Annotated in this window: 12 protein-coding genes, 2 tRNA genes and 1 pseudogene; 5 read left to right on the top strand and 10 right to left on the bottom strand. The window is 63.9% G+C overall.

Annotated features, from left to right (window positions below; genetic code table 11):
* Positions 1–156: 156 nt before the first annotated feature.
* The gene (locus tag X741_RS148710; protein ID WP_023778711.1) at positions 157–1,044 is read right to left on the bottom strand and encodes a PopZ family protein; all 888 of its coding nucleotides are present in this window, start codon (positions 1,042–1,044) and stop codon (positions 157–159) included.
* Here X741_RS148710 and X741_RS1000000170440 point away from each other — a divergent pair.
* A complete protein-coding gene (locus tag X741_RS1000000170440; RefSeq protein WP_198023975.1) occupies positions 986–1,231 on the top strand; it encodes a hypothetical protein in 246 nt (81 codons plus the stop codon). The genes X741_RS148710 and X741_RS1000000170440 overlap by 59 nt on opposite strands.
* A 240-nt stretch (positions 1,232–1,471) precedes the next feature.
* Here X741_RS1000000170440 and X741_RS148715 read toward each other — a convergent pair whose 3' ends face one another.
* The 3 genes from X741_RS148715 to X741_RS148725 form a co-directional block, all read right to left on the bottom strand.
* The gene (locus tag X741_RS148715; protein ID WP_023778709.1) at positions 1,472–2,857 is read right to left on the bottom strand and encodes a TolC family outer membrane protein; all 1,386 of its coding nucleotides are present in this window, start codon (positions 2,855–2,857) and stop codon (positions 1,472–1,474) included.
* A gap of 180 nt (positions 2,858–3,037) precedes the next feature.
* Positions 3,038–3,706, bottom strand: a complete 669-nt coding sequence (locus X741_RS148720; RefSeq protein ID WP_023778708.1) for a protein-L-isoaspartate O-methyltransferase — start codon at positions 3,704–3,706, stop codon at positions 3,038–3,040.
* A 90-nt stretch (positions 3,707–3,796) separates the two neighbouring features.
* Positions 3,797–3,870 (bottom strand) — tRNA-Cys (locus tag X741_RS148725).
* Positions 3,871–4,094: 224 nt separating this feature from the next.
* Between X741_RS148725 and X741_RS1000000169895 the strand changes: the two genes are divergently transcribed.
* Positions 4,095–4,340 carry a hypothetical protein gene (locus X741_RS1000000169895; protein WP_031250207.1) on the top strand — a complete coding sequence of 82 codons (246 nt, stop codon included), beginning with the start codon at positions 4,095–4,097 and terminating at the stop codon, positions 4,338–4,340.
* Positions 4,341–4,379: 39 nt separating this feature from the next.
* Here the strand turns inward: X741_RS1000000169895 and X741_RS0135260 are convergent, their stop codons facing one another.
* Positions 4,380–4,640 (bottom strand): hypothetical protein, encoded by a 261-nt coding sequence (locus tag X741_RS0135260; RefSeq protein WP_031250206.1) that lies wholly within the window; start codon positions 4,638–4,640, stop codon positions 4,380–4,382.
* A 221-nt stretch (positions 4,641–4,861) separates the two neighbouring features.
* On the opposite strand from X741_RS0135260, the gene X741_RS148730 reads away from it, so the two are divergent.
* Positions 4,862–4,936 (top strand) — tRNA-Asn (locus tag X741_RS148730).
* 159 nt (positions 4,937–5,095) lie between these two features.
* Here X741_RS148730 and X741_RS148735 read toward each other — a convergent pair.
* From X741_RS148735 to X741_RS148745, 4 genes and pseudogenes are all read right to left on the bottom strand, one after another.
* Positions 5,096–6,280 carry an IS481 family transposase gene (locus X741_RS148735; protein WP_031250205.1) on the bottom strand — a complete coding sequence of 395 codons (1,185 nt, stop codon included), beginning with the start codon at positions 6,278–6,280 and terminating at the stop codon, positions 5,096–5,098.
* Between the two features lie 419 nt (positions 6,281–6,699).
* Positions 6,700–10,205 (bottom strand): annotated as a pseudogene (gene smc, locus X741_RS01000000166890) (chromosome segregation protein SMC).
* A gap of 117 nt (positions 10,206–10,322) precedes the next feature.
* Entirely contained in the window at positions 10,323–11,066 is a 744-nt protein-coding gene (locus X741_RS148740; protein ID WP_023764467.1) for a DsbA family protein, read from the bottom strand.
* 154 nt (positions 11,067–11,220) lie between these two features.
* A complete protein-coding gene (locus X741_RS148745; protein ID WP_023764468.1) occupies positions 11,221–11,730 on the bottom strand; it encodes a DUF721 domain-containing protein in 510 nt (169 codons plus the stop codon).
* A 53-nt stretch (positions 11,731–11,783) separates the two neighbouring features.
* Between X741_RS148745 and mutY the strand changes: the two genes are divergently transcribed.
* Both mutY and X741_RS148755 read left to right on the top strand, forming a co-directional pair.
* Positions 11,784–12,947 carry an A/G-specific adenine glycosylase gene (gene mutY / locus X741_RS148750; RefSeq protein WP_023778706.1) on the top strand — a complete coding sequence of 388 codons (1,164 nt, stop codon included), beginning with the start codon at positions 11,784–11,786 and terminating at the stop codon, positions 12,945–12,947.
* A 10-nt stretch (positions 12,948–12,957) separates the two neighbouring features.
* Positions 12,958–13,569 (top strand): HAD family phosphatase, encoded by a 612-nt coding sequence (locus X741_RS148755; protein WP_023764470.1) that lies wholly within the window; start codon positions 12,958–12,960, stop codon positions 13,567–13,569.
* Between the two features lie 66 nt (positions 13,570–13,635).
* Here X741_RS148755 and X741_RS148760 read toward each other — a convergent pair whose 3' ends face one another.
* On the bottom strand, positions 13,636–14,769 hold the full coding sequence (locus tag X741_RS148760; protein WP_023764471.1) for a site-specific DNA-methyltransferase: 1,134 nt from the start codon (positions 14,767–14,769) through the stop codon (positions 13,636–13,638).
* Positions 14,770–14,896: the final 127 nt, after the last annotated feature.

Below are 14,896 nucleotides of genomic sequence, written 5' to 3'. Positions count from 1 at the left end.
GGCCTTGTCCATTTCAACGGAAGGTCGTGCGAGTGCCAGTCGCGTCTTGACCACCGGCATCACGGCAACACCGTGCCGGCGCTGCCGTAAAGCGCATCGGCTTCAGGAAAGCGCCGATCGAGGGCGACGCTTTGATTCCTGAATGGGCCGTGATCCTTACTGCGCGCCGCGCGCGACGCGCTCGATCTCTTCGCGCACCAGTCTTTCGACCAGCGTCGGCAGATTGTTGTCCAGCCAGTCCTGCAGCATCGGCCGCAGCATCTCTTCGGCCATCTCGTCGAATGTCTTCTTGCTGCGGCTGGCAAAGGCGTCGGACAGCTCACCGAAGGCAGCGGCCACCTGCCGGCCCGTGTGCTCGGAAAGGATTGCGGCGCGGACCGCGGGCGCTTCATTTGCGGCACGCACCTCGGAGGTGCCTGCCGGAGCATCGCTTGAAGAAGGCCGCTCGAAAGCAGGCTCCGCCACCGGTTCATCCGCTGGCGCCTCGGGTTGGGCAACCGGCTTGCGGACGCTCCTGTCCGGCATCGCCTTCGCCTGCTCGCCAACCGCGGCGATCTCGCGCCGCCAATCGGCGACGATGGCATCGCTCGTCGCACTGGCCTCGGGGGCCCCAACCTGCGGGACCATTGCCGCATCCGTCCTGACGGCAGGCGCCGGCTCCGCGGCAATCCTGGCGCTGACCTCGGCAAGCGTCATCGACGGCTTGACCGGGGCGGCATCGACGCGCGGCGATTCCATGCGCGCGATCACCGGTTCCGGCGATGGCGCCCGTTCCGGCGATGGCGCTCGCACTTCGGCAAGCGTGACCGGCGCTTCCGCCAGCGCCACCGGCTTCCTGATTTCGGGGGCAGCCTGCAACTCGGCGCGAAACGCGTCGACGTCCGTGGTTGTGGCCGCGCCCGATGCCGGCTCCATATCCTGGCGCAGCTCATCGGCCTCGCCCGGCTGCTTGCGGCCGTTGTCGCTATCCTCGATGATCCTTCTGATGGAAGCCAGTATCTCTTCCATGGAAGGTTCGCGCTGTGCGCTGCTTGCCGTCGCCATCGTCACATCCGCCGCCCTTGTGACCTCAGTAGTCTTCCGTTCCGGCAAAAAGCCGGATTCGAATCATGGCCACAGCGTAACCGACGGATCGCCGCACGAGAATCCCCAATCTGGGGACATGTGGGATTTCAACAGATTAGAGCAATTCCAGGAAAAGCGTGAAACGGCTTTCCCGGGTAAAGCGTAGCGCCTCCCTTGGGAATTGCGCCGAAACAGGGAGATAGAGCGCGGCGCCGAAAAAGCGGGACAGTTTTTCGAATCCCGCTCGACCAAGAGGGTCGTAATGCGACCCGGCGGAGCCTAGAGCCATTCCGGGACAAGTGCGACACGGTTTTCCCGGGAAAAGCGCACAGCGCTTTCCCTTTGGGAATTGCGTAAAAACAAAGAGATAGAGCGGTTCGCCGTTTCCGTGAAACGGTGAAATGCTCTAGCGGCCGTCCGGGGTGCGCAGGCCGATCCACTTGTCCTTGACGGCGTTGTAGTGCTCCTCGGGCTTGTACTTCGCCACCTGCAAGGCGAGCCGGTCGATCGACAGGCGCCCCATGGCCGACAGGATGGCATAGCTCGCCACCACCACATCATGCTCGGAATTGGCCTGGTTGATCTTGGCGGTGATGACCGCGGCCTGCGCGTTCAGCACGTCGAGTGTCGTCCGCTGACCGACATTGCGCTCTTCGATGACGCCGTTCAGCGCCAGTTGCGCGGCGTCGATCACCTGCTTGTTGGCCGAGACGCTCTGCTGGGCGGCGGTGTATTGCGACCATGCCGTGGCGACGGCCTGACGCACCTGGTCGCGGCTGACATCGACCTGGATACGGGCTTGGCCGAGCGATTCCTTGCTCTGCCGCACGAGTGCGGAGGTCCGGCCTCCCGAATAGATCGGAATGGTCAGCGTCGCGCCGATATTGGCCGAGGTCGAATTGCCGTTGGAGCCGGTAACGTCGGGAATGGATTTGCGGTAATCTTGCGAAATGCCGGCCGAAGCCGACAGCTGCGGCAATAGCGCGCCCTCGGACGATTTCACCGAGAACGCGGCAGCGTCGACGAGATGCTGGGTGGCGAGAATGGCTGGATGTTCATTTGATCCGATGGCAATCGCCGCGTCGAGGCTCGACGGCATTAGCCTGCCCAATGGCGAAGCCGGCTTCAACTTGCCCGGCTCGTCGCCGACCACCTGGTGATAGGTCGCGGCACTGGCCAACGCCTGCGCGCGGGCGGCGCTGAGCGAGGCCACCGCCGAGGCGCGCGACGCGTCGGCCTGCGCAACGTCGGTGCGGGTGCCCTCGCCAACCTCGAAACGCGAGCGCGCGGCACGCGCCTGCTCGGTCAGGAACTGCAGGTTCTGTTCGGTCAGCACCGCGATCTGCCGATCGCGAATCACGTCCATATAGGCCGTGGCCGCGCTGAACAGGGTGTTCTCCTCGGTGTTGCGCAGGCTTTCGACCGACGCCTTGACCTGGGATTCGGCCGCGGCCACGTTGTTCCTGGTCTGGAAGCCGTCGAACAGCGACTGGTTGATCTGAATGCCGTAGCTGCCGGACGTCAGCTTCGAGTTGCCGCCACCATTTGCCCGGCGCGTGTTCGTATAATCGATGTTGGCCGAGCCCGTAACCGTCGGGCGCCAGCCCGACTTGGCGATGGCCACGCCTTCGTCGGTGACGCGCACGCCGGCGCGGGATGCATTCAGCGTGGAGTTGTACTGATAGGCCTTGGCGAGCGCGCCGGAGATGGTTTCCGCCGAGGCGGTCAGCGAAGAAAGCGCTGTCGCGGAGGCAAGGACAGCGGCAAAAAGGATCTTGGATACAGACGGCACGGTATATCCCTCATTCGTTTTCCATGGGAACCGCGCCGCGCCGGTTTCTCCCTGGAGCAACCGGCGTGGCGTGTTTCATGTTCCCCGTCGCTCAGCCCAAAGTGCCCCCAGTTTGGGATTTGCAACGATTGTTCAAATGCAAGCGACCATGACAAGGCCTCTGCTGCAAGGCCAAATCATTCAGAATTCAAAAGCATGCTCACGTTCGAATCCGGGTAGTGGCTTAATTGCCGCATTAAATGCCCTTCTCCCGGTTACAACCCCCCCAGCCTTGAAAAAAAGTCGCGCCACGCCGGAATTGCCCTGCCCTTCGACGGCGACCAGGCGTCCACCTTCGGCGAGCTGATCGAGCAGCGATTCCGGCACTTTCTCGATGCTGCCGCCGATGAAGATGACGTTGTAGGGTGCCTTGGCCGCATGGCCCTGCGCCAGCGGCCCTTGGACCACGGTCACATTGCCGCAGCCCAGCGAGGAAAGCGTCGACCTGGCGGTTTCGGCCAGCGCCGGGTCGCTTTCGAGCGCCACCACGGACTTCGCCAGCCGGGACAGGAGGGCCGAGGCATAGCCGGTGCCGCAGCCGACATCCAGCGCCGAATCGGCCGCGCTGATTTCGGCCAGCTGCATCAGCTTGGCCAGCGGCGAGGCTTCCATCAGGTAGCGTGCGCCGCCAGCACCGGTGGCGATACGGATGTCTTCGTCGATATAGGCAAGCTCACGCTGGGCAGCGCCGACAAAATCCTCGCGTGGGACCGAAAGCATCGCGTCAAGCAGCGGCGCGCTGGTCACGTCGGTGGTGCGAACCTGACCGTCGACCATCTTGACGCGGAGTTCGGAAAAATCAGCGTTCATGTCCCAACCAATCCGCTTGCCGCGCCAAACCGCGGTTCATTACGATTGGAACTTCAGGCCCCGGCGCTGGCGCGCGGGAGCCTGGGGCATTGGAGGCCTCGCCCGGAATCGAACCGGGGTGCAAGGATTTGCAGTCCTCTGCGTAACCACTCCGCCACGAGGCCTCATTGCTCCCGGCGTTCCACCCGGTTCCAATAGGTTGCGGCGAAAATGGCGTCAAGCGGCCACCACGCATTCCGCGCGGTTTCCTCTGCATGAATTTGCCTCTCCGTGTCGAGCATCGCGGCCACCGTGGTCGCGACGCACATTAGCAACGCGTTAGGTATACCAGCAGATTGCGAGAAACTCCACGCCCCTGCCGCCGTTGAGGAACGAGGAGGACTGCGCTATGCGGCCGGCAATCCGGAACAATGGAACGAGCGCCTGGGACGGCTTGTCGCGATCAGCGTGCGAGGAGTTGCTGCGTTACGCCATCGAGTGCATTTCGATAGAAGGCACCAGCCGGCTTTCGCCGCGTGATCGCGCGCGCCTCGCCTCGGCCGCCGCTGTTCTCAAGGAAATCCGCGAGGACCTGGAAAGAAGCGCGGAAAGCAAACCGGATCCACGAAAATCCGAAACCCGAACAGGGGCATAACGGACAGGGCGATCGAGGACACAGCTGGCGCCCGGCCGCTCAATCCGGCCGTCGCCGCCGCTCCCACCAGATGACGAAGCGGCGACGGTGGCGGCGCACCATGGCAAATTCATAGGAGAGCACCAGCAATCCGAGCGGCACCATCCAGAAGCCGAGAATCGGCAGGAAGCCGAGAATGCCGCCAATCGTCAGAAGCACGCCGATCGCGATTCTGAGCCCGCGCGACTGCGGCATGGTGAACTCGCGCCCGAACACCGAGATCTTTCGTGCCGGTATCCGGTTTTCGTCTGCTGCCGTCATCGCGAATGGCTGTCCCGTCTGTGCCTCGACAATACCTGTTTACGAAAGCCGCGACCACCATTTCGGTTCCACGCCGATCGCCAAGACGGCTAATATGAGGGCGGCCGCCGCCGATTGCGAGAAACGCCTGAGCGAAAAAGTCTCGGAAAAATACGAAATGCTTCTTTGCAAAGCGGAAAAGGGTTTGCTATAGGCTGCGCCACTTGCTGAAGAGCCTCTGTTCCCCGGTAGCTCAGTGGTAGAGCAACCGGCTGTTAACCGGTTGGTCGCTGGTTCGAATCCGGCCCGGGGAGCCAACATTTCCAGGTCCGTTCCGGACACATAGGTTACGGTTTATACCGGAGACATGGGTAACACTTTTGGCCCGAAAGGGTTTTGGAGTGGTTCGAGCCTGCATGTCTCATCGTCGAAATATNATCCTTCGAAAGCCCGGCTTCCAAGTCAATTCTGCTTGTTCAACCTGTCCGGCCCGAGGGGCGCACTCCAGACATGGGTAACACTTTTGGCCCGAAAGGGTTTTGGAGTGGTTCGAGCCTGCATGTCTCATCGTCGAAATATCCCAAATCATAGTCCATGAAGGTAGCCAGCCAGATATGGTCCTCGACCTGTTTGATGCCGACGGTCTGGCCGGCGAAGACGAGACTGAGATTGATCTTCTTGCGATTGTAGCAGATGCGGCCGCAGGTGGTGACGGTGACAGCCTTGTCGTGAAACGGATAGTCGAGGTCCGGCAGGCCGGTGTAGGGGCGCGTTGAGGGCGTGTAGCGCTCTGCCGGACGGTCCATGCCGAGTGCCTGATGCGGGCGTTCTGAGTTGAACTCGTCGATGAAGTCATCGAACCTGGCCTGCTGCTGAAGGAAATTGGCGCCTGCCGGTTTGGTGGCTTCCCTCTTCAGGGTGAGGTGCATGCGTTCATGGCGCCCGTTCTGCTGCGGGCAGCCCGGCTTGATGCGCTCGATGTCGATGCCCAGGCGCAGCCACCAGACCGACAGCTTGCTGAGGTTGAACAGCGCGTTGGGGCTGGCGAAGGGAACGCCATTGTCGGTCCTGATCGCGCTGGGCAGGCCGAACTCTTTGAAAACGCTTTCGAACACGGTGAAGGCAAAGGCTTCCTTGGTGGTCGACAGCGCCTCGCAGGCGATGAGATAGCGGCTGGCGAAGTCGGTGATGGTCAGGGGATAGCAATAACGTCGGTCGGCGAGCATGAACTCGCCCTTGTAGTCGGCACACCAAAGATCGTTGGGTCGATAGCCGTTTGAAAGCGGTGTCCCCGTCGCCCTGTTGCGCCTTCGCTTGCGGTGCTCGACCATGCCGTGCCGGTCGAGCACCGCATGCACTGTCGAGATCGCGGGCCGGTGCACATCGGGATACAGCCGGGCCAGCCGCTCGCGTATCTTCGGCGCCCCCCATGTCGGCTTATCTTGCTTCAGGCGCACAATCAGCTTCTCGATTTGAAACGGAAGCTGATTGGCGTGGCGATAGGGCCGGCGCGATCGATCCGTCAGCCCTTCAAGGCCGCTGTCATTGTAGCGCGTGAGGATCTTGTAGCCGGTCTTGCGCGAGATATCGAACTCCCGGCAAAGCACCGCCATCTTCTCGCCGTCCAGCAACCGGGCGACGAACTTCAGCCGCTCTTCCATGACGTTACACTCCTTCCAAGGCACCTTGCTCTCCTTGCAAAGGGCCGAAAGTGTAACCCATCTATCCGGAATGAACTGTCACCCATCTCTCGGGAAGGGCATTAGGGTCCGTTCGGTCCGCTACGAGCGCAACAGTATGCTCGTGATGTGCCCTCTGGCTGTGCTTGGAAGTCTCGGCTGGCCGCAGCGCAAAGTCGGACTGATCATCTTCCTGGCGCTGGTCGGAGCTGCGATTGAAGTTCTTCAAGGGACGCTGATAGACCGCGATCTCGACATGTTCGACTGGGTTGCCGATTGCATCGGCATGACCGGCGGTCTCTGGTCGCGATGTGTGCAAACTGGGTGCTGCACCGCAAGGGCTGACCGCCAATCCAGCCTGTTGTGCGAGCTGTCCGGAGCGCGCTATTGGCCCGGTCGCGTCAGCTCGCCTCGCGCATCGCCTCGGCGGCCTGCAGATCGACCGACACCAGCTGGCTGACGCCCTGCTCGGCCATGGTCACGCCGAACAGCCGGTCCATGCGCGCCATGGTGATCGGGTTGTGCGTGATGATGACGAAGCGCGTCTCGGTGGTCTTGGCCATCTCGTCCATGAGATTGCAGAAGCGTTCGACATTGTGATCGTCGAGCGGAGCGTCGACTTCGTCGAGCACGCAGATCGGCGCCGGGTTAGTCAGGAACACGGCGAAGATCAGCGACATCGCCGTCAGCGCCTGCTCGCCGCCCGACAAAAGCGTCATGGTCTGCGGCTTCTTGCCGGGCGGGCGGGCCAGGATTTCGAGCCCCGCCTCGAGCGGATCCTCGGATTCGATCAGCTGCAATTCTGCCGTGCCGCCACCGAACAGATGCGAGAACAGCCGCTGGAAATGGCTGTTGACGACATCGAAAGCGGCCAGCAGCCGCTCGCGGCCTTCGCGGTTGAGGCTCTGGATCGCTTGCCTGAGCTTGCGGATCGCCTCGATGATGTCCTCGCGCTCGGAGACGATTGCCTCCAGCCGGTCGGACAGCTCCTTCTGCTCTTCCTCGGCGCGCAAATTGACGGCGCCGAGCCGTTCGCGTTCGATCTTCAGCCGATCGAGCTGGCGTTCGATCTCGCCCATTTCAGGCATCGGATCGTCGGCTTCCAGGCCGGTATGGCGGATCACCAGATGCGGCGGCGCGTTCAGCGTTTCCTGAATGCGCGCCTCGACCTCCAGCCGGCGCTCGTCGGCCGCGGTCAGCCGTTCTTCGGCGCGGACGCGGGTCTCGCGGGCCTCGGCCAGCGACTGGATGGCCCCGGTGGCCGCCTTGTCCAATTCGGCCTGCCTGTTTTCCGCTTCCTGCAGGCGGTCGGCGGCGGCCTTGCGCAAGGTTTCGGCCTCGGTGAGCTGCGACAGCAGCGCGCGCCGTTTGGCATCGATTTCGTCAGGGGCGTCGGCCAGCCGCTCGCGCTCCGCCTCGGCCTCGGCCTTGCGCTCGCTGAGAGATGCGATCTGCGTCGAGGCGTTTTCGGCGCGCACTAGCCAATTGCTGCGTTCGGCGCCGATGGCATCGAGCCGGCGTGCACGCGCCTCTGCTTCGCGCCGCAACCCCTCATGGACGGCGCGGGCGTCGGCAAGGGTGGCGCGGTCGCGGGCGACATTGGCCGAGGACTGTTCTAGCTGCAATTGCAGGTCGCCGAGATCAGGCGCATCCTGCAGCAGCATCTCGGCCTCGACGAAGGCAGCCGAGGTTTCCTCATGGCTGTCGACGATGCGCGCGCGTGCCTCGTCGAGTGCGGCGCGCCGGCTCGACAATTCGCCACCGGCCTTCTCGGCCTCGGCCAGCGCGTTGCGGGCGGCATCCAGGCGATGCTGGGCGTCGCGTCCGGCCTGGCGCGTGTTGCGCTCGGCCTCACTGGCCAGGCGAAGCGCCTGTTCGGCCTCAGCCAAATTCTCCTCGGCGTGACGCAGGACGAGTGTCGCCTGCACCGCCTCGGCATCGAGCTCCGCAAGCCGGTTCTTCTNGTCGCCGCCCCCGCCTCGGCATCGACCTCCGCAAGCCGGTTCTTCTGCGCCAGGCGTTGCGCCGCGGCGGTCGGCGCATCGGCGCTGGCGGCAAGTCCGTCCCAGCGCCAGAGCGCGCCCTCGCGGCTGACCAGCCTCTGGCCGGGCGCGAGCAGCGCCTGCAGCCGGCGGCCGTCCGCGGCTTCGACAATGCCGATCTGCGCCAGACGGCGGGCAAGCTGCGCCGGAGCGCGAACCACGCTGGCAAGGCTCTTGATGCCTTCGGGCAGGGGAGCGTCGCCGGGCTGGATCGCGCTTTCACCCCAGTGCACCGGCGCGCTGCGGTCGAGCGGGACGTCGAGGTCTTCGCCAAGGGCGGCGCCCAGCGCCGTCTCGAAGCCGCGTTCGACGCTGATCTGTTCCAGCACGGAAGGGAAAAGATCGCCGCTGGCGGCGTTCAGGATCTTGGCCAGCGTGCGCGCTTCGGTCTCGATCCGCGCCAGTTCGGCCCTGGCGTCCTGAAGCGGCGGGCGGGCAGTGCTTTCCGCGGCGCGGGTATCGATGACCGACTGCTCGGCTTGCGCCACGGCGGCTTCGGCCTCCTCCAGCAGCGCCATGGCCTGTTCGACCAGCACGCGCTTTTCGGCCGGATCCGGCAGGCCGGCCACCTTGGAGAGGATGTCCGACAATTCGCGGTCGACTTCGGCGAGCTGGCGGGCAAAGCGGTCGCGGCGCTCGGCGGTCTCGCGCAAAGTCCGTTCGATCTGGTGGCGCGAGGCGGCGGCCTCCGCCCGTTCGGCAGTCAGCGTGGCCAATTTGGCTTCGCTGGCGGCAAGCATCGATGCAGCCTGCTCGAATGCCGCGCGGGTGGTGGCCTCGCGCTCGGCGGCGCCGGCGTTCTCGGAATTCAGCGTGGCTTCCTCGGTGCGCAGGCGCTCGAGAACATCGGCATTGTCGCGCACCATCCGCTCCTCGCGGGCGATGTCACCGTCGAGCTGCTGCAAACGCCGCTCGAGTTCGGCCTGGCGGGCGCGGATGCGGCCCGCCTCCTCCTCGATCTGCGACCTGGCGATCGACAGGCGCTGGAATGCGGCGGCGGCGGCGGCTTCAGCGTCGCGCAGGTCGGGCAAGCGATGGGCGGCGATGCCCTGCTCCTTGGCCGCGTTCATCTGCGCGGCGGCGCGGTCGCCGACCAGTGCGGTGGCGACAGCCAGCGCCGAGCGCGCCTCGCCTTCCTGCGTCTTGGCCAGCGTCCAGCGCAGGTGCAGCAATGTCGCCTCGGCCTTGCGGATATCGGCCGACAGATTCTTGAAACGGGATGCCTGGCGCGCCTGGCGCTTCAGGCTTTCGATCTGGCTTTCGAGCTCGCCGACGACATCGTCCAGGCGCTCAAGGTTCTGTTCGGCCGCCTTCAGCCGCAGTTCGGCTTCGTGGCGGCGGGTGTGCAGGCCGGAAATGCCGGCCGCCTCTTCGAGCAGCGCGCGACGCGCCTGCGGCTTGGCCTGGATCAGTTCGCCGATGCGGCCTTGGCCGACCATCGACGGCGAGCGCGCGCCGGTCGACTGGTCGGCGAACAGAAGCTGCACGTCCTTGGCGCGCGCCTCCTTGCCGTTGATGCGGTAGAGCGAACCGGCCTCGCGCTCGATGCGGCGCGATACCTGCAATTCGTCGGCATCGTTGAAGGCGGCGGGCGCGGAACGGTCGCTGTTGTCGAGGAAAAGCGTGACCTCGGCGGTGTTGCGCGCGGGCCGGGTGCCCGAACCGGAAAAGATCACGTCGTCCATGCCGGACGCGCGCATGTTCTTGTAGGAGCTTTCGCCCATCACCCAGCGCAGCGCCTCGACAAGGTTCGACTTGCCGCAGCCGTTCGGCCCGACAATGCCCGTCAGGCCGCGTTCGATGACGAACTCGCCGGGCTCGACGAACGACTTGAAACCAAGAAGGCGGAGGCGCGAAAACTTCATTCACGCGCCTCAAAGGCGGGTTCCGCGAAATTGTTCCGCGGTTTTGCGGCAAGAAACCGCGTCAAAACGCTAGAGCGGGCAGCGCCGGAACGCTGCCGCTTCAGCGCTGAGCCGATGTCAGAGCAGAGGGTCGATGATGGCCGATATTTCCTCAATCGACATCGCCCCTTTGTAGGTCTTACCGTTGATGAAGAAGGTCGGTGTCGAGTCGACCTTGAATTCATTGGCGCCACGCTTCTGGACCGATCTCACATCGTCCAGAAGTTTCTGGTCCGTCAAGCAGGCCTCGAAGGACTCCTGTGTAAAACCGGCAAGCTTCGAGATTTGCAGCAGCGCATCCTTGGTGTTCTGGACGCCAACCCAGTTCGCCTGCTGCCTGAACAGCACATCGACCATCGGGAAATAGTTATCCTTGGAGCAGCGCGCCAGCATGAAACCGGCTTCCGCGCTCGGATCGAACGGAAATTCGCGCAGGATGTAGCGAGCCTTGCCGGTGTCGATGTACTTCGTCTTCAGTTCCGGGAAGGTGGTCTCGGCGAAATGCGCGCAATGCGGGCAGGTCATCGAGGCGTATTCGACGATGGTGACCTTGGCGTCGTCCTTGCCGAGCTGCTTGTCGGGCAGTGCGCCCGGCTTCAGCAGTTCCGCCATGTCGACGGTTCCCTGCGCTTCCGGCACCTGGGCCGCCGCCGGCGTGGCCGGCTTTGCGGGAGTGGCCGGGTCAGCAGGCTTCACATTCGCAGCCTTGGCCTGTTCGCCGGAGTCACTGCAGCCGGCGAGCAGGGCGACCGCGGGAATGGCGGCCAGCGAAGACAGGACGTTTCTGCGAGACAGACTTTTGCCGAACGAGGGACGGTTCATACGAATCACCTGACAAGGGTTGAATTTTGCAATGCAAAGGCACGAAAAGGCGAGAGTTGGCGCGAATTAAGGCATCTCCGTCCCCAATCCAATCGCGAAACCTGACAAGGGCGATCACGAATGCGAGATGTTGACGACAAATCCATGACTGTCTTCAAGGGGTTTTCGACTTTTTTTCACCAAGAATCGTCGCACCCAGCCTTTCCAGAGAGGCGCGCAGCCCTTCATCCTCGATCAATTCGACTGTGCCGGACAATTTCGTCTTCTCCGCCGCCGTCAACGGCCTGAAGGTCGGCTTGGGCCGTCCTTTATCCGTTGTCACCGGCTTTTGCACGATCCTGATGCGGCCAATGGCGTTGAAGCCGAGGAAGGCATTCACCCTGTTGATGATCTCGCCGGTCTCGTGCTGCAGATGAAGCGCGGCCATGCCTTCGCAGGCGATGACCAGCACCGCCGGCTCGAAAGGATCGTCCTCATGCAGGCGGCGCGGCCACTGGATCTTTTCAGGCCGCGAGCGGCTGGCGAGGCGCGGGCCCGCGATCTCTTCCCAGGACTGGACGAGGCCAATCGAGATGCCCGCCCGCTTGCGCAGCACCGGATCGAGGATTTTGGTCGCAAGATCGCTCACCGGGACGGGATTGCCGTAGGGCGTTCTCCCTGCCATGTACCTTCTCCAGCCATCATCCCAGCAGATACCGGCCAGGCCCATAGAGATCAATGGCACCAGCAGACCAGACCCGCAAGGCCCAGGCTCGCAAGCCCCAGATTGGCGAGACCCAGACTCGCGAGGTTCAGACCGGCAAGACCATCTCGGACGATACCGCGTCGCGCCTGCTCGCCTGGTACGACGTGCACCACCGCGAATTGCCATGGCGCGTGACCCCGCGCGAACATGCACGCGGCGCGCGGCCCGACCCTTACCGCATCTGGCTGTCCGAAGTCATGCTGCAGCAGACCACGGTCGAGGCGGTGAAATCCTATTTCCGCGCCTTTGTCGAGAAATGGCCCGATGTCGAGGCGCTGGCCGCGGCGCCGACCGAGGACGTGATGAAGGCCTGGGCGGGGCTCGGCTACTATTCCCGCGCCCGCAATCTCAAGACCTGCGCCGATCTGGTGGCGGCGCGTGGCGGCCAATTTCCCGACACGGAGGTTGCCCTGCGAGACCTGCCCGGCATCGGCGCCTATACTTCGGCGGCCATCACGGCGATCGCCTTCGATCGCCCCGCCGCCGTTGTCGACGGCAATGTCGAACGCGTCATCTCCCGGCTGTTTTCGATCCCGACGCCGCTGAGCGAAGCCAAGGGCGAAATCCGGGTCCATGTCGAACGCATGGTGCCGGCGACAAGGCCAGGCGACTTCGCCCAGGCGATGATGGATCTCGGCGCCACGATCTGCACCCTGCGCCGGCCACGCTGCATGCTGTGTCCGCTGCGCGAAGACTGCAGCGCCGTCGTTTCAGGTGACCCCGAGCATTTCCCGGTGCGCCTGCCGAAGGCAGACAAGCCGCAGCGGCGCGGCGCGGCTTTCGTGGCCGTGCGCGGTGACGGCGCCATTCTTTTGCGCAAGCGGCCGGACAAGGGCCTGCTCGGCGGCATGACCGAGGTGCCGACGACCGCATGGACCGCGCGGATCGACGGCGCAACCACCGAGGCGGCGGCGCCTTTCCCCGCCAACTGGCGGCGTGCCGGCCAGATCGCGCATGTCTTCACCCATTTCGCGCTCGAACTCGACGTCTTTCGTGCCGAGGTGGACAGCGCCGCGCCAGCGGGGCATTTCTGGTCGCTGGCCCATGAAATTTCCGGGGAGGCGCTGCCCACTGTCATGAAAAAGGCAATCGAAGCGGCGATACCCGGCGCGACGAAAAAGCCACGCCCGCATTGAAAGAGGCTCCATGACTGAAATCCGCCACATCGTTTTCGACATCGGCAAGGTGCTGATCCACTACGACCCAAATATCCCGTTCAGCCGCCTCATTCCCGATACCGAAGAGAGAAAGTGGTTCTTCGACAATATCTGCACGCATGACTGGAACCTCGAGCAGGACCGCGGCCGGAGCTGGGAAGAGGCCGAGGCGCTGCTGATCGCGGATCATCCCGAGCACGCGGAAAACATCCGCGGCTTCCGCCGCCACTGGCACGAGATGGTGCCGCACGCCTATGACGACAGCGTCGCCATCATGCTCGGGCTGATCGAGAGCGGCCACGATGTGACCATGCTGACCAACTTCGCCGCCGACACGCTTGCCGAGGCCCGCAAACGCTTCGATTTCCTCGAGCGGCCGCGCGGCGTCACCATCTCCGGCGAGATCGGCAAGATCAAGCCGGACCGCGACATCTACGACCATCACGTGGCCGCGTTCGGCCTCGAGCCATCGGAGACGCTGTTCATCGACGACAGCCAGAAGAATGTCGATGGCGCCAGGGCGGCAGGCTGGCAATCGGTGCTGTTCACCGACGCCAGGACGCTTCAAGCAGACCTTGAGCGCTTCGGAATCAAGGCGTGATCTGAATCGCTTCCGGCAATCCGCTGAGATTTTGAATCTACGAGGAATTGCGCCGGTGGCAGGGGTTCAGCCCCCTGCCCGTTCCATGCCGAGGCGGGCGATGCGGCGAAGTTCGTCGATCGGGGTCAAGCCGCCGCTGCGTTCATAATGCCAGAAGGTCCAGCCGTTGCAGGCGTCCAGTCCCTGCACTTCGGCGCCGATCTTGTGGATCGAGCCGGCACTGTCGCCGATCGCCACCGTGCCGTCGGCGCGCACCTTGGCCGCCCAGCGCTTCTTGGCGTCGTAGAGCGTCGCACCCGGAACCATCAGCCCGGTGTCGATCAAGCTGACGAAGGCGACGCGGGGCTCGGCGCGCTTGCCGGTCAGCACTGTCAGGTCGGCATCTTCCAGCGGCCGCACGGCGTCAATGCGCTCGTTGGCGGCATCGATATAGGCCTGCTCGCGCTCGATGCCGACGAAGTGGCGGCCAAGACGCTTGGCCACGGCACCGGTCGTGCCGGAGCCGAAGAAGGGGTCGAGCACGATGTCGCCCGGCTTGGTCGAGGCCATCATGATGCGGGCCAGCAGCGCCTCCGGCTTCTGCGTCGGATGCAATTTGTCGCCATTGTCGTTCTTCAGCCGCTCGCCGCCGGTGCAGATCGGGAACAGCCAGTCGGAACGCATCTGGATGTCGTCATTCGACGCCTTGAGCGCCTCGTAATTGAACGTATAGCCCTTGCCCTTCTGGTCGCGCGAGGCCCAGATCATGGTCTCATGCGCGTTCTGGAAGCGGCGCCCACGAAAATTCGGCATCGGATTGGTCTTGCGCCAGACGACGTCGTTGAGGATCCAGAAGCCCAGGTCCTGCATCTTGGCGCCGACCCGGAAGATGTTGTGATAGGAGCCGATGACCCAGATCGTGCCATTCGGCTTCAGCACGCGGCGCGCCGCCAGCAGCCAGGCGCGGGTGAAGGCGTCGTAGGCCTCGAAGCTTTCGAACTGGTCCCAGTCGTCGTCGACCGCGTCGACCTTGGACTGGTCGGGGCGGTGCAGGTCGCCGTCGAGCTGCAGATTGTAAGGCGGATCGGCGAAGATGACGTCGATCGACTTCTCAGGCAGGCGGTCGAGGGCCGCGACGCAGTCGCCCTTGAGGATCGTGTCCAGCCATTCGGATTGCTGGGGAGCAAGGGAAAGCTCGTCGAGAAGACGCACTGCAGACATTTTTACACCCCAGGCACGCGTTACTGTTTTTACCGTCTGTTATGGTTACCGATCAGCGTAAATATTCGGTGAAGGCCGGCGCAACGACCTGCCGGGTTTGCGAAGGCGGTGCCATTGGTGTATGCCG

Source organism: Mesorhizobium sp. LNHC221B00 (genome assembly GCF_000502935.1).
Classification (GTDB): Bacteria; Pseudomonadota; Alphaproteobacteria; order Rhizobiales; family Rhizobiaceae; genus Mesorhizobium; species Mesorhizobium opportunistum.
The sequence above is the reverse complement of the archived record's forward strand: the minus strand, read 5'-3'. Positions and strand labels throughout refer to the sequence as shown.

Bases quoted from the DNA above. Each gene is read 5' to 3' on its own strand.
- X741_RS1000000170440 (WP_198023975.1), top strand. From the start codon at position 986: ATGGAAGCCAGTATCTCTTCCATGGAAGGTTCGCGCTGTGCGCTGCTT.
- mutY (WP_023778706.1), top strand. From the start codon at position 11,784: ATGGCACCAGCAGACCAGACCCGCAAGGCCCAGGCTCGCAAGCCCCAG.
- X741_RS1000000169895 (WP_031250207.1), top strand. From the start codon at position 4,095: ATGCGGCCGGCAATCCGGAACAATGGAACGAGCGCCTGGGACGGCTTG.
- X741_RS148755 (WP_023764470.1), top strand. From the start codon at position 12,958: ATGACTGAAATCCGCCACATCGTTTTCGACATCGGCAAGGTGCTGATC.
- X741_RS148710 (WP_023778711.1), bottom strand. From the start codon at position 1,044: ATGGCGACGGCAAGCAGCGCACAGCGCGAACCTTCCATGGAAGAGATA.
- X741_RS148740 (WP_023764467.1), bottom strand. From the start codon at position 11,066: ATGAACCGTCCCTCGTTCGGCAAAAGTCTGTCTCGCAGAAACGTCCTG.
- X741_RS148720 (WP_023778708.1), bottom strand. From the start codon at position 3,706: ATGAACGCTGATTTTTCCGAACTCCGCGTCAAGATGGTCGACGGTCAG.
- X741_RS0135260 (WP_031250206.1), bottom strand. From the start codon at position 4,640: ATGACGGCAGCAGACGAAAACCGGATACCGGCACGAAAGATCTCGGTG.
- X741_RS148745 (WP_023764468.1), bottom strand. From the start codon at position 11,730: ATGGCAGGGAGAACGCCCTACGGCAATCCCGTCCCGGTGAGCGATCTT.
- X741_RS148735 (WP_031250205.1), bottom strand. From the start codon at position 6,280: ATGGAAGAGCGGCTGAAGTTCGTCGCCCGGTTGCTGGACGGCGAGAAG.
- X741_RS148760 (WP_023764471.1), bottom strand. From the start codon at position 14,769: ATGTCTGCAGTGCGTCTTCTCGACGAGCTTTCCCTTGCTCCCCAGCAA.